An 18,659-nucleotide genomic window follows, 5' to 3' on the forward strand; every position below is an offset into this window, starting at 1 on the left:
CCTCGCCGGCTTACGTGTCCTTGAGGCCGGGGCATTCTTCGGTGACGATGCCGGCCAGTTCGACACGGGATGCGATGCCGAGTTTGCCGAACATCCGGCGAAGGTGGGTGGAGACCGTGTGCGGAGACAGGAACATGCGCTCGGCGACCTGGCGGTTGGTCAGCCCTCGGGAGACCAGCGTGGCGACGGTTCGCTCCGTGTCGGTGAGGCTGTCCCATCCGAAGGTGGGCCGCTGGGATTGAGCCCAGTGGCGGCGCCGTACGCCCAATGCCCGCAGTCGCGCTCGCACGCGGGCCGCGTCGCGGAGCGCACCGATGCTCTCGTAGCCGTCGAGCGCCTGATCCAGGCACTTGACGGCCCGATCCCGGGCAGAGGAGTCAGGTTTGGTCGCCAGCAGGGCGCCGAGGTCTTCGGCGGCCGACGCGCGAGCCCACGGTTCGGGCTGATCGGCGGCGGCGGCCAACGCGTCGGCGTCCTTGTGAAGGAGGCCGCGGGCATGGGCGGCTGTGGTGGCGAAGACGGGGAAGTCCGGGTTGTTGCGGGCCACGTGCTCGGCCGTGCCGACGATGGCCTGCGCATACGGACGGTTCGCCGTGGACAGCGCCAGCCGGGTCATCCAGGCGGCGGTCAGAGGCGTTGTGATGAGCGCCCAGCTCCGCTCCTCCTTGTTGGTGTAGATGTCGTGGAGTATCTCGATCGCCCGGTCCTGGTCGCCTTGGGCCTCGGCCACCGTCGCCATCACCCACTCTTCCCACACCGATCCGAACAACATCCCGGGCGCGGCCTGTATGGACTCGTACCGCTCGATGTGCCGGGCCGCGGTGTCGATGTCGCCGCGCCGCATGGCGATGAGGGCGAGCATGGCCACTCCGACGCGGCTGAAGCCCCGAGTGCCCAGCTCCTCGGCGATCATCATCCCGGTCTGGGCCTCGGCGGCGGCGTCGTCGAGCCGGCCGGCGGCCAGCTTCAGGACGGAGCGGAACAGCGCGGGTTGCGCTGCGAGCACGGTCAGCCCGAGGGCTTTGATCTCCTCCTCGGCCGCCTGGATGGCGATGTCGGCCGCCTCGAACTGGCGCATGGCCCTGCAGTTGAGGCTCAGCAGCAGGCGCGCGTACGGACGCTGGATGGCCTCGACGTCGCCGCTGCTCGCGATCCGCAGGGCTTCGCGCAGATACGCGAACGAGTCGGCGATCATCTCGTCGACTATGGCGAACCGGGCGAGCATCAGGAGAGCCCCGACGACGGCGGCATCGGCGTGTTGCTCGCGGGCGGCGACAACGGCCGCTGCCCGTTGTCGTCCCTTCTGGAAGTCGTTCAGGCAGATGAGCCCCCAGAACACCGTCCATTCGGCGATGCCGCGAAGTTCGTCCGGGACGTCCGGCTGGCTGAGCACGCTTTCCGCCTCGGATACCGCATCCGCCGGCCGGCCGCTCAGCAGCAGGATGTGCGCCAGCGCGCATCGCAGGCGGGGGGCCTGGAAGGGTGACGCCCTGCTGAGCGCGGCACGGGCAAGGTCGGCCGCCTGGGGCAGCCGGCCGAAGGCCGTGAGGGCGTCGACCGCTGTGGCGGCACGGTCGAACCAGTCGGAGTCGGCGGGGTCGGTGAGTTCGAGCGCCCGCATGGCCAGGTCGGCGGCGCTCTGGGGTGAGGACCGCAGCACCTCGCGCGCCGCTTGGTCCAGTACGAGTAATGCGGACGCGTCACCGCGACCGGCGCTGCGAATGAGGTGCGCGGCGGCAGGGACAGCCGATCCGCCACGCTTGAGCAGCATCTCTCCCGCGTCGCTGTGCAGGGCCCGGCGTACGGGGGCGGGGATGGACTCGACCACGGCCTGCCACAACAGATCGTGCCGGAAGGTCAGCTCGTCCCCGGAGGGTTCGACGATGCCCGCCGACATCGCCTCCTCCAGCGTCGGCAACAGGCCGCTGGTCGTTTCGCCGACCATTTCGGCCAGATCCCTCACCGAGAACGAACGGCCCAGGACCGCGGCGCTCTGGAGCAGATGCCTGGTTCGTGCGGACAACTCCGCCAGGCGTTCCTGCGTGACCGCCTGAGCACACGGCAGCCGCGCCGAGACCATCCGCGCATGACCGTCGGTGATCTGGAAGGCGCCCTCGCCTTTGAGTTTCTCCAGGCGATCGACGAGCATGAAGGGGTTGCCGTCCACCAAACCGGCCAGAGCCAGCACGTCCGGCTCGGGCGTCGCCCCCAGGACATCGGTGACGACGTCCGCCACCGCCCGCGCATCCAGTGGCTTCAGCGTGATCCGGATCGCGCCGTCCTCTTCCAATACATCGAACAGACGGTCGAGGCAAGGGGTGTCGCCGCTGCCGCTCGTACGGGCCAGCATCCAGACGAGCGGGTAGGAGGCGAGGTCCCTGGTCATCGACCGCAGCGCCAGGAGGGTCATCGCGTCGGTCCAGTGCAGGTCGTCCAGCGTGAGGAGCACCGGTTGCCGGGCCACCCACTGCTCCAGCGGTTCCTGCAGTCGCTCCACCAGCAGCAACCGCTGATCGGCCGGATACGGCACGCCTGCGTTCTCTCGCATGGGGAGATCGCGGCCGGCTTCCCCGAGCGCGGATTTCAGCGGAGCCAGCGGTATGAGCTGGGTCAGTTCGTCCGCCGTCCCCCGGGCGATCCCCAGCTCCGCGCCGGCTGCTGTGATGGCCGCCATGTCGAGCAGACGGCTCTTCCCGACGCCCGGCCGGCCCTCGACCAGGAGGATTCCACCCCGGCCGTCCCTGGCAGCCTGAATCAGTCCGGCGACCAGGCCCCATTCGCGCGCGCGTCCTCGCCAGCCAGGCCATGACGTCCGGGCAAAATCGGGCTCTAAGCTGGTTTCCTGATCAGGACGGGATGAAACCCCCATAAAGCAATGAACTCCCAGCTGTGAAGCGGTGTCAAGTGTGGGGTGGGTGAAGGCTTGGATGTCGCTTGACGTCACCCGCGGCCGCGGGATGCGATGCCGCATCCCGGTTTCGGTCACACGGGCTCTCCATTCATGTGACATCCTCCCGGGCGAGCGCCTGATCTCGGACGTCCTCGTCAAGCCCGGGTTACGTGCACCCCAAGCGAGTATCACGCCGGTGGTCGGACACGCGGAGCCCTGAAGTACAAATACCCATAAATGTGCGATACCGCGCCTTTGGGTACGGAGGCAGACTCATACCACTCACTCATCTCGGGTGAAGTGGCGGGAAAGGACCCCCGGCTGAGGCGCGAGAGGGAGCAACGGCGGTAGCGATCCGCCGACAGCGGCTCCCGACCCTCTCACACCCTGGCATCCCCCTCGAATCTCGTTCGAAAAGGATGGCAATGGTGAACTTGCACGGCGACTGGCTGATACTCGTGTGGCCCCTGATCACGCTCGTCGCCTGGGTGGCGATCGCCGCGGGCCTCGCGTACCTGCTGACCGACAGATCAAGGGATCGGTGGGCCGAGCTTCCCTCCCCAGGGATGTCGCACTTCAGCAAATTCGCGTGTGGAGAGGTTCGCGACGACAAGCACCGGCGTCACAGGGCGAAGGATCCGTCTCACCGTCCACAGGAGCCTTGCCGGCCGCCTCGTCCCCCCCTGAGGACCGGCGTCGCCGATCGGCCCCAGAGGTCGGCTCGCATCAGGTCGCCGATGCGGGCCACGCGATGCAGGCCGGGATCGATCCGGGGACAGATCACCCTGTTGACCGCCGCTGTGAGCGTCCTCACCCTCCTCACGCTCCTCATCACCGGGGTGGGGATGTATGCGATGGACTACGCGCGCACCGCCCGATGGGCGGGCGCCCCGATGCGGGCGGCGCTCGCCGTTCATGAGGCTCACTCCGGCACGGCGCCAGGCCGGTCGCGACCGCGTGGCGCCGACGGCCTCCGAAGCCTGATCATGCCCCGTGGGCGATCCGGGTACGATCCGCAGGTCGCCGCCCGGGGGGTGATCCACAGGGCGACGACCTGGCAGTCATCGTGTGTCCGCGAGCAGCACATGCGGATCTGCCGGCCGCTCGCGGCCGGATTCGGGCACTCACCCGTCACACCGGTGTACGCGACCGGGAGGCAGGTCGCGGCTTTCATATCGACGGACCCGTTTCACCTGATCCTGGTGGTCGAGGCCGTCACGTTGATCTCTTTGGCCGCGTGGGCCACCTGGAAGGTGACCGGCCGGGTGTTGCGCCCTGTTGAGGCGGTCCGCACCGAACTGGCCGGGATCGACTTCGGCAACCTGCGCGCTCACCTTTCCGAACCGGCCGGCGCGCGAGAGATCGCCCGCCTGTGCCGGGCGATCAACGATGTGCTGCAGCGCCTGAACGGGGCCAAGGAAGAGCTGCAGCAGTTCGCGCGCGCCCAGCGGCAGTTCGCCGCGGACCTCTCTCATGAGCTACGCGGTCCGGTGGCCGCATTGCGGGTGCAGTTGGAGGAGGCGCGGCAGGATCTCGGCCGGGTGAAACTGCCCGAATTCATCACATCGATGTTCTGCCAGGTGGAGCGGCTCCAGGCGATCACCGACGACATGCTCTTCCTCGCTCGCGTGGGAGCCTATCCGGTCGCCGAACGGCAGCAGGTGAATCTCGCGGCACTCGTGCGAACCGAGATCGCTCAACGGTCGGATCGGATTCCGGTACGGCTCCGCCTCACCCCCGACAGCACCGTCAATGCCGTGCCCACCCAGATCAGCCGGCTGCTCGCGAACTTGCTGGACAACGCCCAGAGGCACTGCAAGAACCAGGTGTGGGTCGATGTGCGTGCCACCCCGAACGCCGTCGAGCTCGCCGTCAGCGACGACGGGCCAGGGATAGCGCTCGCCGACCGGGAGCGTGTGTTCCACCGGCTCACCCGGCTGGACGAGGCACGCCGGCTCGACCGCAACGGCACCGGCCTCGGGCTGGCCATCGCCCGGGATATCGCCCACGCGAATCACGGCACCCTCCGTGTCGAGGAGGACGAGACCGGCGGCGCGCGTTTCGTCTTCCGGCTTCCCCGAGTCCTGTCAGACGAACAGGGGGCGACATGAGGCTCGAACGCTGCACGATCAGAGGCCGTATCGCGGTGTTCACCGGCGTCGCGGTGGGCTTGCTCTGCATCGCGTTCTCCACCGTCCTGTTGTTCGCCATCAACAGGATGGCCACCGGCAACCTCATCAAAGAGGTGACCGCTGTGGGGGAGTTGACCGCCTATTACGTCGACCGCGGGGAACTCGTCAATCCGCTGCCGCCCATCCCGCAGAATCTGGTCCGCCCCGTCCAGGTCGTCGATCCACAGGGAAAGGTGGTCGCGGCGACCAAAGACCTGTGGAACAAACCGGCGATGGCGCATTTCAAACCGAGGGCTCCTCACCGCGTGGCCAGTGGGGTGGTCTGCCACTCCATCTTCCCCTCGGGCCGTTGCCACATCGTGGTCGCGCAACAGGTGTTCCACGCTGGCGACTGGACGGTCTACAGTGCGGCGCCGACCATCCCGTTCTATGTCTATCCGGGAGTGATAGCCCTCTTGATCGCGGGAACGGTCATCTTCGCGATCGCGGTGGCCTGCGGGGCGCGGCACACCGTCACCCACTCGCTGAAACCCGTTGACGCCATCCGGGCCCAGCTCGACCACATACAGAGCACCGACCTCGGCAGCCGGGTCCCCGTCCCCGCCGCGCAGGACGAGATCCACCGGCTGGCCCGCAGCGTCAACCAGACACTGGACCGCTTGGAGGACGTGCTGGAGCAGCAGCGACGATTCTGCTCCGACGCCTCACACGAGCTGCGTACTCCGATCACCGCCATCCGCACCCAGATGGAGGACGCCCTCCTGGCACCGGACGACGCCGACCTGCCCAACCTGTGCAAGGCCGTGCTCCCGAGCGTGGAGCGGCTCCAAGCGATCGCATCCGACCTGCTGACGCTCACCCGCCTGGACGCCGGCGTACCGTGCGAGCGACAGTGCGTGGACCTGGCCGAACTCGTCGTCGCGGAGCTGAAGAACCACCGGACGAACAGGAAGGTCGTCCGGCGCCTGACCCCGGGGGTCGTGGTCATGGGCGACCGGTCGCAACTGGCCCAGTTGATCGGCAACCTGGTCGCGAACGCTCAGCGACACGCCTCCTCCACGATCACGATCTCCGTACGGCGAGTGGACGGCGAGGCGGCTGTCGATCAGCCGTTCCCCGGGGGGATCGCGGAACTGGAGGTGCTCGACGACGGCGCGGGAATCGCGGCCGACCAGCGAGAGGCGGTATTCCAGCGGTTCACCCGGCTGGACTCCGCCCGGAGCAGACATGCGGGAGGCGTCGGACTCGGCCTCCCGATCGCCCGGCAGATCGCCGGGATCCACGGCGGCACGCTCACCATCCAGGACAGCGCCCAAGGCGCGCACTTCGTCGTCCGTCTCCCGCTGTCCCCGTAGCACGGCGCATGGCCGCGCTTCCGGGTCTCGCAGAGGGGTCGGCCCCATGCGGGGCGTCGTGCTTGGTGAGGAGTACGGCAAAGGGGGTAGGAAAGCGCAATTCTTGTGCCTTTCTCCCCGGCGATCGGGCCGGCGATTCCAGCCTGTCATTTTCCGTCCCTGTGGCACTTCAACGAGCCGCGCGGGGAAGGGGCCGTCGGACATGCGAACGAGTAGCTCGAAGCCCGGCGGCGGCCGGCCGGTGCGCTATGCCGCATCTCATTGGTGAATGCGGCCAATTACATTCATGTAGTGATCTACTGGAAGTAACTTTTTGCCGCCGGCTGGGAGATTTCCGTCCCATGTCGCGATTAGGCTGAGTGATGTTCAGCGCCGCATCGGCGTATCCCGAGACCCGGAGCCGACGTTCGTGATCCCGTAAATCGGGGTTCGGTCCTCACCTCAGGGAGTGGTCTGCGATGCTCAAGCGTTTGTTCTTCGCCGCCGCGATGGCGGCGTCCACGCTCCTCGTCACCGGAACCGGCGCCGCGCACGCGCAGGCCTCCGACGCGAGCGTCCGGCACGTCGTCCCCGCCCAGCCCAATCCCGGCCTGTGCAAGCAGAGAGACGATGGCTGCACCTACTGCTATGACTACAGGACCGCGAGGTGGGACCAGCAGTCTTGCGACGGCGGCTCGGGTGAGTAGCCGGATCGGCCGCTAGCCAGGCGGACGTCAGCCCTGCGAAGCACCGCCTCGCAGGGCTGATCCACACCCGCGTGAAGGCGTCCGGCGTACGTGGACGTCGTGATAACCAGGTGCCGACCTCATGTCGTCTCGTCATGATCAGGGAATGGTCAAGTCATGGATGATCGATGAATTGGCGTACGCGGGGCCAGAGCACCTTGATCCAGCCTTCGTCGCTGGATATGACCGCAAGCAGGGATATCCCGATCCCACTCAAGATCTCGCCGTGCTCGGTGAGCACGGCGTGGACGAGAGTGCCGTCGTGGTGGACCTCGCCGCGGGGACGGGACAGTTCACGCTGGCGGCCGCCCGGCGGTTCCGGCGGGTGGTGGCGGTGGACGTCTCTTCCGCGATGCAGGACGTGCTGCGCGGGCGTGCGGCCGATGCCGGATTCTCGAACGTCGAGTTCGTCAAGGCCGGGTTCCTGACGTACGAGCACCCCGGGCCGCCGGTCGACGCGGTCTACACCCGGAACGCCCTCCATCAATTGCCGGATTTCTTCAAAACGATCGCGCTGAGCCGCATCTCCGGTCTGCTGCGGCCGGGTGGAGTCCTGCGCTTACATGACCTCATTTACGATTTCCAACCGGCCGAGGCGGAAGAGGTCCTCGACCGGTGGTTCGCCGGCGCGGCCACGGACCCGGCGGAGGGGTACACCGCACAGGACTACGCCGAGCACGTGCGTACGGAATTCAGCACCTTCCGCTGGCTGCTCGAGCCGATGATCGAGGCCGCGGGTCTGCAGATCGTGGAGTCGGTGTTCCACGGATCGCTGTTCGGCACATATACCTGCGTCAAGCCATGAGGATGAGGCGCCTGTCCGGCGTTGGGGCGTCCAGCCTGCGCGGATACACCCGCGTCCCGCAGGCCGCTGGGCGGCTTTTCACCCAGGGCCACCGCGTCGGAGGGCCGCGTCAGGTGTAGTACCCCTCCACAGGAATACGCGCCTCGTCGAAGAGGGCGGGGCCTTCGGCCGGAGCGTCGCGGAAGCCGGTGCCGGGCGGCTGAAGGCCGGCGAGCTGCTCGCCCGACAGGGCGTAGACGACGCGGCCGAGGCCCGAGCGCGCGATGGCGCCGGCGCACATCCCGCAGGGCTGGCAGCTGGTGTAGAGGGTGGTCGCGGCCGCCGTGGCGGGGTCGAGTTCCCGTGCCGCCCAGCGGGCCAGTTTCAGCTCCGGGTGGGCGGTGATGTCGCGGTCGGTGAGCGAGGTGTTGTGGTCTTCGGCCAGGACGGTGCCGTCCGGCCCGGCGAGCAGCGAGCCGAACGGCGGGTTCCCCCCGGCCCGTGCCGTCGCCGCCAGCTCGATGGCCCGGCGCAGGTGCTTCTCGTCGTCGTGGGTCACGGTTGCTCCTTTGCTCCTCGGGTTACTTTACGGAGTGGGAGAAAGCGCCGAATCAAGGGGAGACATGCTCATGAACTTGTCTGCTGACAACGTGAGCAATGGTCGCTCCAGCGGAGAGCCGCGGACATCGCAGTCCGGGTGTCGCACAACGCGCTGCTCCCACTGGCGGTGATCGTCTTGTTCGGCTTCCACGGTGAGACGAACGACGACGCGGCGCCCGGCTTCACCTTCGGGCTCGCCTGGCTGGCGCACATAGCCGTCCACCGGGCGCCGGCCCGGCCGCCGAGCATCCAGCCCGAGCCCTCCGAATAGCGAAATCAGCCGGCCCGGAACGAGGCCGTCCGCCGTGTCCTCCAAATCGCCGGACAAGGCGGTACGGTGGAAGCCCGCGAAAGGAAATCGTGATGCTCACGATTCTGCTGATTTTCGCTCCCCTCATCGCTCTGATCGTCTGGGCCGCCGTATTCGACCTGAAGAGACGCCGCCGTGGCACGCCCCTCTCCGGCCACGACATCGGTTCCGCGGCCTGGCGGGCCCGAGGGGACGCCGAAGGACGTGGCGGGGGCGTCGACAATGCGGGCGGGAGTGCCGTCGGCCCCTGAAGCCGCTGGAAAGCCCGGCCGAGGGCCTTCCGGGCGGCGCGAAAACGGCTTGACCACCTGGCGGCAGGCCGGATAGAACTACTCGCTGTCCCCGGCCGCCGATGGCCGGGCCTGAGCTGCGAGAGGAGGGATAAGCCGATGCGTGCCATGACCATTGTGCCCACTCCCTCCTGGGGTACGGCGGACCGCTGACCTCGGGACGGGCGGGCACACCTTGCGTGAAGGAAAGTGCCTTGACCCAGAACGACCTGATCATGCGCCCGATCACCGGGCGTGAAGAGCTCGATCTTTTCCGCCGCCTGCCGTACGTCCTCAACGACGAGCTGGCGGACGATCTCGACGCCGGCCGCCGGAGGCCGGAGTGGATGTGGATGGCTCTGCGGGGCGACCGTCTCGTCGCCCGGCTGGCCTGGTGGGCGCGGAACGCCGGCGACCCGCCGTTCATACTCGACACGCTCGACCTCGACGAGGCCGTGCCCGCGTCCGAGCGCCTCGACATCGGCGCCGGGCTGCTTGAGACGGCGATGGCGGCGGTCCTCCCGGCGGGCCATCATCCGCCGGAGTACAGCCGGTTCATCCCGCCGGGATGGCGTGACGACGAGGTGGCCAGGCGCGTCGTCGACGATCGCATGGCCGTCCTCGAACGGACCGGCGCCCGGCTGTTCGTCGAGCGGCTGCGCCTTGAGTGGCGTTCCGGTACGCCGGTTCCCCGGCCGAGCGGACGCCTGACGTTCCGGCCGGTCGGCGCCCGGGAGGAGCTGGTCGAGCTGATGACCCGCGTCCTCGACGGCACCCTCGACGCGCACAGCCGGGCCGAGCTGGCGGCGATGCCGGCAGCCGCCGTGGCGGCCGAGCAGTACGACAGCGAGCTTTCGCAGTACCCCACCCCGCGCGACTGGTGGCGGATCGCGACGTCGGCCGCCGGCGAGCCCGTGGGGTTCGTCATCCCGGCGCGCAACAGCTACAACCCGATCATCGCGTACATCGGCGTCCTGCCGGAGCACCGCGGGCGGGGTCACATCGACGATCTGCTCGCCGAGGGGACCAGGATCCTCGCGGAGCAGGGCGTCCCCCGGATCAGGGCGTCCACGGACGTCGGGAACGTCCCGATGGCCCGGGCGTTCCAGCGCGCCGGCTACGTCAACTTCGAGCGGGAGATCAACATGTCCTGGAGCTGACCGGACCCCCAGTGGCGTGGCCGAAGTACCCATAGGGGCTCAAGCGGGCCCGTACCCCGTCGCCGACCGGCCGCGATGGCGGTGACGCTCGTCGGGAGGGCGGGTGTCGGCGAGAGCGTCGGCGACCGAGTCGAAGACCGGGAACAGGCGGGCCAGGTTCGTCCAGCGGAGGATCCGCAGGACCTGGCCCGTAGGCCCGATCAGCGCGAGGTCGCCGCCGCTGCCGCGCACGTAGTGCACCAGCCGCACGAGCAGGCCGACGCCGGTCGTGTCGATGAACCGCAGCTCGCTCAGATCGAAGGCGAGCCAGGGGCCGTGGGCCTCGACCAGTGCGAGAAGGGGCTCGCGGAGCCGGCGCACCGAGTGGAGATCGAGCTCTCCGCGCAGCCCGACCACGGTCCATCGGGTGTCGGAAGAGGTCTGTACCGTCCACGTTTCCACGGTGGTTCCCTTTCGCTTCCTCGCCGTGGACACGCTGACCGTGCCGTACGAGTCACGAAGCGCTCAGGGCACGGAAGCGCTTCGATCGACTGGCCCGGCCAGCGCCCGGATAAACGCTGGAGAGGCTATTTCTTGCTCAGGGTAACAACCTTTTTCCTCAGCGTCGATCGAGTCGCCGATCAAGAAAGGCCGTTCCACGCATTAGCGAATTGAGAGCTATCGTCACCATTTATGGGGATTAGTGGGGCGATTCGGGGGCGCCTCGTCCTGGCCGCGGTGGTGCTCGGGCTCGCCGCCGGCTCGGCGCCCGTGAACGAGGAACTGGCCAGGGTGGTGTCGATCGCCTACGCCGCGCAGGGGAGCATGCCGTACTCCTGGGGCGGGGGACACGCGACGCGGCCGGGGCCGTCCAAGGGGACCTGCCGGGGCTACCACGGCGCGATCACGCCGTGCCCCGCCGCGCGCACGCGCGGGTTCGACTGCTCGGGCTTCACCCGATGGGTCTACGGCCTGGCCTTCGACGGTGACGTGCTCGGCAGGGGCAACACCGACGACCACATCAGAAGGCTGCGCCGCGTCGACGTCGCGCAGCCCGGCGACCTCGTCTTCTACGGCAACCGGCGGAGGACCCACCACGTCGGCGTCTACGTCGGCGGCGGCAAGATGATCGACGCGTTCGCCACCGGAACGCGGATCAGGATGGACGACGTCTCCGCGCTTCCCGACCTGCTGGGCTACTACCACTATTCCGGGTGAGCGAAGTCCGCAGATTCTGTCGCCGTCTGATGCCACGCTCACTGCGGAGGAACGGTTGGCGTTCGCCAGGTGTGGTCATGAACCCGATCCGTATGGGACTGGTGTCATTTTGAGATAGCCATGGGAAAATCCGATAGCTTGTTCCCCTATGGACAGGCGATGGGTGGGGCCCGACGGGTACGAGATCGTGCCGGCCGAACGCGGCGGTCGCCAGGTGCTGCGAGTGCGGCGGGACGGCTGGCTCGTCGCCGACTGCGTGTCGGTCGAACAGGTCGCCCGTTATGTCGACCTCGCGGATCTTTGTGAGGTCGTCACGCTGCCCACGCGCGAACGCGAGGTGCGAAGCGCCGCCTGGTAACCCAGGTCAGAGGCGTAACTCCGCCGGGCTCTGGGCACCAGTGTGCTGTGGGGGAACCGATGCGCCTGCCCGACGCGCCCGACGCGTGCCCGCCCGTGCCGTCCCGAGGGCCGGCTCCCGGACCGGCGAACAGGCCGGTGAATGGGCCGGTGAACGGGCCGGCAGACCTGACACCAGAACCGGCGAGCGAACCGGCAGGCCCGACATCCGAACCGGCACGTGATCCGGCGCCGCCCGTATGGGGACGTGGGGTGGCACCGATCACGGCGATCCGGTCTCTGACGGCTGTGTCCCTGCTCGGGCTGGCGGTGGCCGCCTGCGGCGCGCCGCAGGCCACCATGGCCGACCGGCCGCCCGGAGCCGCGCCCGGCGAAGCACGGCAGGCCGCGCCCGTGGAGCAGGGCGGGGTGGTGCCCGGCCAGCCGCCCGTCTACGTCCTCAACCTTCACGGCGCCGAGAAGAGCGGCAGGCCCGACCAGCGCCCCGCGAGGCTGGTGCTGTCGGAGTTCAGCTCGATGAGCGGGGTCACCTGGCACACCTGGGGTCCCACGAGGGCCACCGGCGCGGGCAAGCTCAGCGGCACCTGGTGCCTCCCTCAATGCATGGACACGCCGTACGACGCGGAGGTGACGTTGAGCAACGTCATGCCGGTCAAGGGCAAGGGCTACTTCACGAGGTACCGGATCGAGAGCGATCTGCCTCAGGCGCAGCGGCCTGACGCGGATCTGAGCGGCGTCCTGCCGACGCCGTGAGGCGGGTGGCACGCGCTCGCGGAGGGGAGCTCGGCGCCGCGATTTGATTTCGCATCGGTCCGCGTGGCCGTGTATGGTTACACCTGTCCGCGACGCGCGAGCGGCGGACACGCCCCTATAGCTCAGTCGGCAGAGCGTCTCCATGGTAAGGAGAAGGTCAACGGTTCGATTCCGTTTGGGGGCTCTGGTCGGAGAGTCCTGTCTGAGGTGTTTCGGACGGGGCTTTTGGCTTGGTGGGGGGTCCTCACCCTCACTGGAACACCGATCTCGATCATGGCCGATCCCGCTGCGCGGAGAGCCGTCCGGGTCGGGTATCCTTGCGAGGCCGGTCCCTGTTTTCCCGGTCCAGGCGGAGTAGCTCAGTCAGGCAGAGCAAGCGGCTCATAATCGCTGTGTCGCCGGTTCAAGTCCGGCCTCCGCTACCACCCTTGCCAGGCGCCTGCCGAAGGCGGCCCTGGTCTGGGTTGTCCAGTAGTCCCGAACGCAGAAAGGCACTCCCACGTGGCTGCCACAGACGTTAGGCCGAAGATCACGCTGGCCTGCCAGGAGTGCAAGCACCGCAACTACATCACGCGGAAGAACCGGCGCAACGACCCGGATCGGCTTGAGCTGAAGAAGTACTGCCCGAACTGCAAGACCCACCGCGCGCACCGCGAGACCCGCTAGGTCCCGGCCGGGCGGCGCTTCGCACCGCCCGTCGCGCGGCGCCCCGCGTTCGCGGGTGCTGTTCAGCGTCACTTCAGGGCATCTCCGTACGTACGACCGGCGTTCCTTCGTGGGACGCCGGCTTGTCGTGTCCGCACAGACCGGTGACAGGTGTGCGCCGGCATGGATCGACAGGCCGCGGTCGCCCCGCGCCCGCTACGGTGGAATCTCGCCGGAGGCGGCGGTCGCCGTGCGACGACGGCCGAACCAGCTCTGTTACCGTCGGCCTCGACAGCACTTCCGCGCGCGAAGGAGCAGGGGCCCGATGGCTTTGAACCGTGATTTCGTCGGGCGGACGTATGAGGCGTCCGCATCCTACGAGGTCAGCCGCGTCAAGATCAGGGAGTTCGCCGCCGCGATCGGCGACCAGAACCCGATCTACCACGACAGGGAGGCCGCCATCGCGGCCGGGCACCCGGACGTGGTCGCGCCTCCCACCTTCCCCATCGTGTTCAGCCTCGGGAACACCGGAGGCGCGCTCGCCGACCCCGAGCTCGGGCTCGACTACTCCATGGTGGTCCACGGAGAGCAGCGGTTCGAGTACCAGCGGCCGATCTACGCCGGGGACGAGCTGATCTGCACCTCGACCATCACCGAGATCCGCGGCGTCGGCCGCAACGAGTTCCTGACGTTGCGCAGCGACATCACCACCGTCTCCGGCGAGCCGGTCTGCCGGACCTACAACACGATCGTCGAGCGCGGAGGGGCTGCGTGACCATGGCGGCTACGGTGAAGTACGACGAGGTGGAGGCCGGTCAGCAGATCCCGGCCGTCGAGTACCAGGTCCGCCGGGTGAACCTCGTGATGTACGCGGGCGCCTCCGGCGACTTCAACCCCATCCACTGGAACGAGCGGTACGCCAAGGCCGTCGGCCTTCCCGACGTCATCGCGCACGGCATGTTCACGATGGCCCAGGGCGGCCGGTTCGTCACCGACTGGGCGGGCGACCCCGCCGCCGTCGTCGACTACGGCGTCCGCTTCTCGTCCATGGTCGTCGTCCCCGACGACGACAGTGGCGCGACCATCGTCGTCAGCGGGCTCATCGAGGAGAAGCTCGAAGACAAGCGTGTGGTGGTCGTGCTCACCGCCAAGTCGGGCGACGCCCGCGTCCTGTCCAAGGCCCGCGCCGTCGTTCAGCTCTCCTGAGCGCCTCGCGGCGACCAGGAACCGCGTCCACCGCGCCCGCCGGGGTGGCTCTGGTTCGACGCGTTCTCCGGCCGATTGACCTCGGCGTCAATGGGTAGCGGTCGGAACGTGAGCGAGCGAATCAATGACACCAACCGGCTCGATGGCGAGACCGAGGGCGCGGTCGACGAGCCGGTCACCACTCAGGGGGAACGCGGCGACACGGCCGGGACGGCGGCGCAGAGCCAGGCGCCCGAGTACGCCCATGACGCCACCGGACCCGCGGTGCCGCCGCCTCGGGCGGAGAACGCCAGGGACGCCGCCGGCGCGGCGGGAGAAGACACCATCACCGAGGCCAAGCAGGACATCGCGCCCGGCGGCACGATCGAGACGGCGCTGACCCCGTCGGGGACCGCGTCGATGGTGGCCTCGCAACTGCTGTGGGACGGCAGCTCGGCGACGTCGAGAATCGACGAGTCCATCGCGGCCGCGCTGCCCGACGAGGAGGCGAACTCCGACAAGGACGCGAACCCCGAGGAAGGGCCGCGCTGACACACCTCCCAGCCGGGGGAGGAGGACCCCGCCGGACAGGGCCTTCCCTGCCGGCATTCGGCGGCCGTCCCGCTCTTCCGGCGGGACAAGGCGCGGCGGGACGAGACCTGCCCCGCCGGGCCGTTCCGGATGCGCGAGCTCGCAGGAGCGGGCGATGGCCCGGAGGAGTTCAGAGGGCCTGCGCATCGGCGACGTCGTCGCGACGGGGGGTGAGCCGGCGGCCCGCCCAGCCCGCGGCGGCGGCCAGCGGCCACAGCCGGGTGGCGAGATTGCGCGCGGCGATGCCCCTCCAGGTCGCCGGAATGAGCAGTGCGGCCCCCCGGGTGACGTTCTGCTGCTTCGGCTCGGTCAGGACGCTGTGCCTCGTCTGATACCGCCGGAAGGCCGACTCGTGGTCGTCCGGCGCGGCCCCCATCTCGGCGGCGAGGGTGAAGGCGCCCGCCATGGCGAGGGTGGATCCGTCGCCGAACAGGGACACGCATGACGAGGCGTCGCCGAGCAACGCGACCCGGCCGTTCCACCACTGCCGCACGGTCGCCTTGCTCACCGAGTCGAAATAGAGCTCGTCGGCCTCCCGTACGCGCGCCAGCAGTTCGGGCACCCGCCACGCGGCGGAGGCGTACGCGGCGGCCAGCAGCCGTTTGTGCTGCTCGACGTCGCCGTGGCGGAAGTCCGGCACCTGCGGGCTGCGATACATGAAGGCCGCCACGCCGCCGTGCGAGGGGTGGACGGCGACGGCCCGGCCGGGCGTGTTGTACATGACCATCTCCTGCCCGTGACCGGCCGAGCCGTCGAGGGGCAGCGTCGCGACGTACAGTCCCATGTGCCGCACGAAGTCCTGCTCGGGTCCGAACGCCAGCCGGCGCACGGTCGAGTGCAGCCCGTCCGCCCCGACGACCAGGTCGAAGCGGCGTGGCGCCGCGCGTTCGAAGGTGACGTCCACCCCCTCCGGATCCTGGCTCAGCGTGGCGATCGAGTCGCCCAGTAGCAGCTCGACGTCGTCGCGGGCCGCCTCGAAAAGGATGGTCGCGAGATCGCCGCGCGGGATCTCCACCTCACGGCTGCCGGTCGCCCGCCGCAGCGCGCGCGTGTCCACCCTGCCGACTCTCCTGCCCCTCCCGTCGACCAGCGTGATCCCGGTGACCCGCGTGGCCGCCTCGCGGAGGCGGGGCATGACGCCCATCCGGTCGGCGACCCCCACGGCGGGGCCTCTGACGTCTACCGGGCTGCCACTGGACCGGAGCGCCGCCGCGCGTTCGACCACGGTGACGTGGAACCCGTGCCGGGCCAGCCAGTACGCCAGTGTCGGGCCGGCGATGCCGGCTCCCGAGATCAATACCGTCCGCTGGTTCATGTGCCCTCCCGTTTCATACTGACCATCGGTCAGTTGAGACGGTACTTTACTGTCCATCGGTCAGGCAACTGCTAGGCTCTGAGCCGTGACGGAGGAGAGGGCCTCAGACACCCGCGCGCGCATCCTGGAGGTGGCGCTCGACGAGTTCGCGGCACGCGGCTACCACGCCACGTCGGTGCGGCGGCTCGCCGAACGGGTCGGCGTGACGAAGACAGCCGTGCTCTATCACTTTCCCGGCAAGGCCGACATCGTTGCCGCGCTGGCGGCGCCGTTGCTGGCCGACCTCGACGCGGCGATGGCGGCGGCGGATCTGCCCGACACCCGGCGGGCGCGATGGGCGGCGATCGAGGGTCTGCTCGAAGTGCTGCTGGCTCACAGGTATCTGCTGCGCATGAACCTCTACGACCTGGCCCTGGCCTCGTCCGGCTCGGTCTTCCAGCGCTTCCGTGACGGCATGATACGGGCGAACATCCTGGTGGCGGGGCCAGGGGCCGGCTTCACCGAGCGGGTGCGGGCCTCGCAGGCGATCGCGATGCTCGCCGATCCGGTGGTGCTGTTCGCCGACGTCCCGGACGCGCGCCTGCGCGCCGCCGTCCTGGGCGGTGTGCGCCGCTTCCTCGCTTCAAGCGGCCCAGGTCCGGACGACGGCCCGGACGACGGCCCGGACGGCCCGGACGGCCCGGACGGCTCGGACGGCTCGGACGGCGTGGCGAATGCCGCCACGACGGGTGGGGCTGCCTCGACTGACGGGCCCGCCGGGACCGGCGGATCCGTCGTGCGAGCCAAGCGCGCCAGGCGGGGGAGGCCCGGCGTCATGGACGCGGCCATGGCCGAGACGGCGCGGCGCATGTACGACGAGGGGAGCGGCGTCGCCGAGATCGCGTCGGCCCTCGGCGTCTCCCGTGCCACCGTCTACCGGCACCTTTCGCACACCGGCTAATTATGAGACATTTATGAGAGATTAATGAGACGCCGTCGGAGCCGTGTGTCTGTTCCGGGAGGCGTACACGTGCGGGAATGATCACCGCCTCTGGGGCGCGTCCTGACTATTGTGTTCGTCGGGACGTTCCGGATGCTCCGGGGCGGCATTTCACTGGCATCACCGGCCGCCGTCCCCGCGCATTCGCGGGAGACGCGGTGTCGCGGGAGACGCCGTGAGGACGCTGAGGAGATCGATGGCTGACCGGCTGACAGGGGTGCGGCTCGCGCCGTACACGACGTTGCGGGTGGGCGGCCCGGCCCGGGCGTTCGTCGAGGCGGACGGCCAGGACGACCTCGTCGGGGTCGTGGCGGAGGCCGACCGCGAGGGCGAGCCGGTGCTGGTCCTCGGCGGCGGCAGCAACCTCGTGCTCTCCGACGACGGCTTCGACGGTCTCGTTGTCAGGGTCGCCTGCCGCGGCGTGGACATCACCGGCGACGGCGACCGGGTCACGGTGACGGCTCAGGCGGGGGAGGACTGGGACGCCCTCGTCGCCCGCTGCGTGGCGGAGGGCCTGGCCGGGGTCGAGTGCCTGTCGGGCATTCCCGGTCTGGTCGGCTCGACGCCGATCCAGAACGTCGGAGCCTACGGACAGGACGTCTCCCAGACGATCACCACGGTGCGTGTCTACGACCGCATGACGGGGGAGACCGGCGACCTCACCGCGGCCGAATGCGGTTTCGCCTACCGGCACAGCGCGTTCAAGCAGGACCCGGGGCGGCACGTGGTGCTCGCGGTGACCTACGCCCTGGAGCGTTCGGAGCTGTCGGCGCCCGTGGCGTACGCCGAGCTCGCCGGGCGGCTGGGGGTCGACATCGGCGAGCGGGTGCCGCTGGCCGAGGCGCGGGACGCGGTGATCGAGCTGCGCCGGGGCAAGGGCATGGTGCTCGATGACGACGACCCCGACACTCGCAGCGCGGGATCGTTCTTCACCAATCCGGTCCTCGATTCCGAGCAGGCCGCCGAGCTGGAGCTGCGCGCTCCCGGCCATCCCCGCTGGGACACGCCGGACGGCATGGTCAAGGTGCCCGCCGCCTGGCTGATCGAGCACGCCGGGTTCCCCAAGGGGTACGAGAAGGGGGCGGTCCGCATCTCGACCAAGCACACGCTGGCCCTGACCAACCCGTCCGGCTCCGCTGGAGCGGCCGACCTGCTCGCGCTGGCCAGGGAGGTACGGGACGGCGTGCGCGAGAAGTTCGGCGTGCTGCTGGTGAACGAGCCCGTCATGGTGGGCATGGCCCTCTGACCCCCGTGAGCGCTCCCTGAGCTCCGGGTGAGGGCTCTCTGAGCTCCCGGTGATCGCCCCCGGCCCGGATGGGACCGCTGTGTGAGCCCGCGTACGTCGCCCCGGCGGAATCAGCACCAGGTGGCGGCCGTTAAACTGACACAGAAACACCGAAGGGGAGTAGTCC

20 protein-coding genes and 2 tRNA genes are annotated in these 18,659 nt (G+C 69.2%); 18 read left to right on the forward strand and 4 right to left on the reverse strand.

Features of this window, described 5'->3' with window-relative positions:
- Window positions 1–10 precede the first annotated feature (10 nt).
- A complete protein-coding gene (locus tag AB0B72_RS18015; protein ID WP_367739922.1) occupies window positions 11–3,010 on the reverse strand; it encodes an AAA family ATPase in 3,000 nt (999 codons plus the stop codon).
- Window positions 3,011–3,975: 965 nt separating this feature from the next.
- On the opposite strand from AB0B72_RS18015, the gene AB0B72_RS18020 reads away from it, so the two are divergent.
- The 4 genes from AB0B72_RS18020 to AB0B72_RS18035 all read left to right on the forward strand — a co-directional run bounded on the left by AB0B72_RS18020 (window position 3,976) and on the right by AB0B72_RS18035 (window position 7,907).
- Window positions 3,976–5,001: a sensor histidine kinase gene (locus AB0B72_RS18020; protein ID WP_367739923.1), complete on the forward strand. Its 1,026-nt coding sequence runs from the start codon at window positions 3,976–3,978 to the stop codon at window positions 4,999–5,001.
- Window positions 4,998–6,377 (forward strand): sensor histidine kinase, encoded by a 1,380-nt coding sequence (locus AB0B72_RS18025; RefSeq protein WP_367739924.1) that lies wholly within the window; start codon window positions 4,998–5,000, stop codon window positions 6,375–6,377. The genes AB0B72_RS18020 and AB0B72_RS18025 overlap by 4 nt, the downstream gene beginning before the upstream one ends.
- 458 nt (window positions 6,378–6,835) lie before the next feature.
- Window positions 6,836–7,063 carry a hypothetical protein gene (locus AB0B72_RS18030; RefSeq protein WP_367739925.1) on the forward strand — a complete coding sequence of 76 codons (228 nt, stop codon included), beginning with the start codon at window positions 6,836–6,838 and terminating at the stop codon, window positions 7,061–7,063.
- A gap of 160 nt (window positions 7,064–7,223) precedes the next feature.
- A complete protein-coding gene (locus AB0B72_RS18035) occupies window positions 7,224–7,907 on the forward strand; it encodes a class I SAM-dependent methyltransferase (RefSeq protein ID WP_367739926.1) in 684 nt (227 codons plus the stop codon).
- Window positions 7,908–8,016: 109 nt separating this feature from the next.
- Here the strand turns inward: AB0B72_RS18035 and AB0B72_RS18040 are convergent, their stop codons facing one another.
- Window positions 8,017–8,445 carry a nucleoside deaminase gene (locus tag AB0B72_RS18040; protein ID WP_367739927.1) on the reverse strand — a complete coding sequence of 143 codons (429 nt, stop codon included), beginning with the start codon at window positions 8,443–8,445 and terminating at the stop codon, window positions 8,017–8,019.
- A 138-nt stretch (window positions 8,446–8,583) separates the two neighbouring features.
- On the opposite strand from AB0B72_RS18040, the gene AB0B72_RS18045 reads away from it, so the two are divergent.
- The 3 genes from AB0B72_RS18045 to AB0B72_RS18055 all read left to right on the forward strand — a co-directional run bounded on the left by AB0B72_RS18045 (window position 8,584) and on the right by AB0B72_RS18055 (window position 10,225).
- Complete coding sequence (locus tag AB0B72_RS18045; protein WP_367739928.1) at window positions 8,584–8,757, forward strand: hypothetical protein; 174 nt, start codon at window positions 8,584–8,586, stop codon at window positions 8,755–8,757.
- Window positions 8,758–8,849: 92 nt separating this feature from the next.
- Window positions 8,850–9,047, forward strand: a complete 198-nt coding sequence (locus AB0B72_RS18050; RefSeq protein ID WP_367739929.1) for a hypothetical protein — start codon at window positions 8,850–8,852, stop codon at window positions 9,045–9,047.
- 233 nt (window positions 9,048–9,280) lie between these two features.
- Entirely contained in the window at window positions 9,281–10,225 is a 945-nt protein-coding gene (locus tag AB0B72_RS18055) for a GNAT family N-acetyltransferase (RefSeq protein WP_367739930.1), read from the forward strand.
- 39 nt (window positions 10,226–10,264) lie between these two features.
- On the opposite strand, the gene AB0B72_RS18060 is transcribed toward AB0B72_RS18055, so the two are convergent.
- Complete coding sequence (locus AB0B72_RS18060) at window positions 10,265–10,666, reverse strand: STAS domain-containing protein (RefSeq protein WP_367739931.1); 402 nt, start codon at window positions 10,664–10,666, stop codon at window positions 10,265–10,267.
- A gap of 231 nt (window positions 10,667–10,897) precedes the next feature.
- Here AB0B72_RS18060 and AB0B72_RS18065 point away from each other — a divergent pair, with 231 nt between their 5' ends.
- From AB0B72_RS18065 to AB0B72_RS18105, 9 genes are all read left to right on the forward strand, one after another.
- Window positions 10,898–11,422 carry a C40 family peptidase gene (locus tag AB0B72_RS18065; protein WP_367739932.1) on the forward strand — a complete coding sequence of 175 codons (525 nt, stop codon included), beginning with the start codon at window positions 10,898–10,900 and terminating at the stop codon, window positions 11,420–11,422.
- A gap of 148 nt (window positions 11,423–11,570) precedes the next feature.
- Complete coding sequence (locus AB0B72_RS18070; protein ID WP_367739933.1) at window positions 11,571–11,780, forward strand: transposase; 210 nt, start codon at window positions 11,571–11,573, stop codon at window positions 11,778–11,780.
- Window positions 11,781–12,031: 251 nt separating this feature from the next.
- Window positions 12,032–12,532 carry a hypothetical protein gene (locus tag AB0B72_RS18075; RefSeq protein WP_367739934.1) on the forward strand — a complete coding sequence of 167 codons (501 nt, stop codon included), beginning with the start codon at window positions 12,032–12,034 and terminating at the stop codon, window positions 12,530–12,532.
- A 111-nt stretch (window positions 12,533–12,643) separates the two neighbouring features.
- Window positions 12,644–12,716, forward strand: a tRNA-Thr gene (locus tag AB0B72_RS18080).
- Window positions 12,717–12,880: 164 nt separating this feature from the next.
- Window positions 12,881–12,957: transfer RNA gene (locus tag AB0B72_RS18085), tRNA-Met, on the forward strand.
- Between the two features lie 76 nt (window positions 12,958–13,033).
- On the forward strand, window positions 13,034–13,198 hold the full coding sequence (rpmG, locus tag AB0B72_RS18090; RefSeq protein WP_036325591.1) for a 50S ribosomal protein L33: 165 nt from the start codon (window positions 13,034–13,036) through the stop codon (window positions 13,196–13,198).
- 304 nt (window positions 13,199–13,502) lie between these two features.
- A complete protein-coding gene (locus AB0B72_RS18095; protein WP_367739935.1) occupies window positions 13,503–13,952 on the forward strand; it encodes a MaoC family dehydratase N-terminal domain-containing protein in 450 nt (149 codons plus the stop codon).
- Window positions 13,953–13,954: 2 nt separating this feature from the next.
- Window positions 13,955–14,383: a MaoC family dehydratase gene (locus AB0B72_RS18100; RefSeq protein ID WP_367740041.1), complete on the forward strand. Its 429-nt coding sequence runs from the start codon at window positions 13,955–13,957 to the stop codon at window positions 14,381–14,383.
- Between the two features lie 108 nt (window positions 14,384–14,491).
- Window positions 14,492–14,914, forward strand: a complete 423-nt coding sequence (locus AB0B72_RS18105) for a hypothetical protein (RefSeq protein WP_367739936.1) — start codon at window positions 14,492–14,494, stop codon at window positions 14,912–14,914.
- 169 nt (window positions 14,915–15,083) lie between these two features.
- On the opposite strand, the gene AB0B72_RS18110 is transcribed toward AB0B72_RS18105, so the two are convergent.
- Window positions 15,084–16,268, reverse strand: a complete 1,185-nt coding sequence (locus tag AB0B72_RS18110) for an FAD-dependent monooxygenase (RefSeq protein ID WP_367739937.1) — start codon at window positions 16,266–16,268, stop codon at window positions 15,084–15,086.
- Window positions 16,269–16,353: 85 nt separating this feature from the next.
- Between AB0B72_RS18110 and AB0B72_RS18115 the strand changes: the two genes are divergently transcribed.
- Window positions 16,354–17,208, forward strand: coding sequence for a TetR family transcriptional regulator (locus tag AB0B72_RS18115; protein ID WP_367739938.1), 855 nt, complete (start codon window positions 16,354–16,356; stop codon window positions 17,206–17,208).
- Between the two features lie 235 nt (window positions 17,209–17,443).
- A complete protein-coding gene (locus AB0B72_RS18120) occupies window positions 17,444–18,493 on the forward strand; it encodes a UDP-N-acetylmuramate dehydrogenase (RefSeq protein ID WP_367739939.1) in 1,050 nt (349 codons plus the stop codon).
- The last annotated feature ends 166 nt before the right edge of the window (window positions 18,494–18,659 follow it).

The sequence above is a fragment of the Microbispora sp. NPDC049125 genome (genome assembly GCF_040802045.1).
In the GTDB taxonomy this organism is placed as follows: Bacteria; Actinomycetota; Actinomycetes; order Streptosporangiales; family Streptosporangiaceae; genus Microbispora.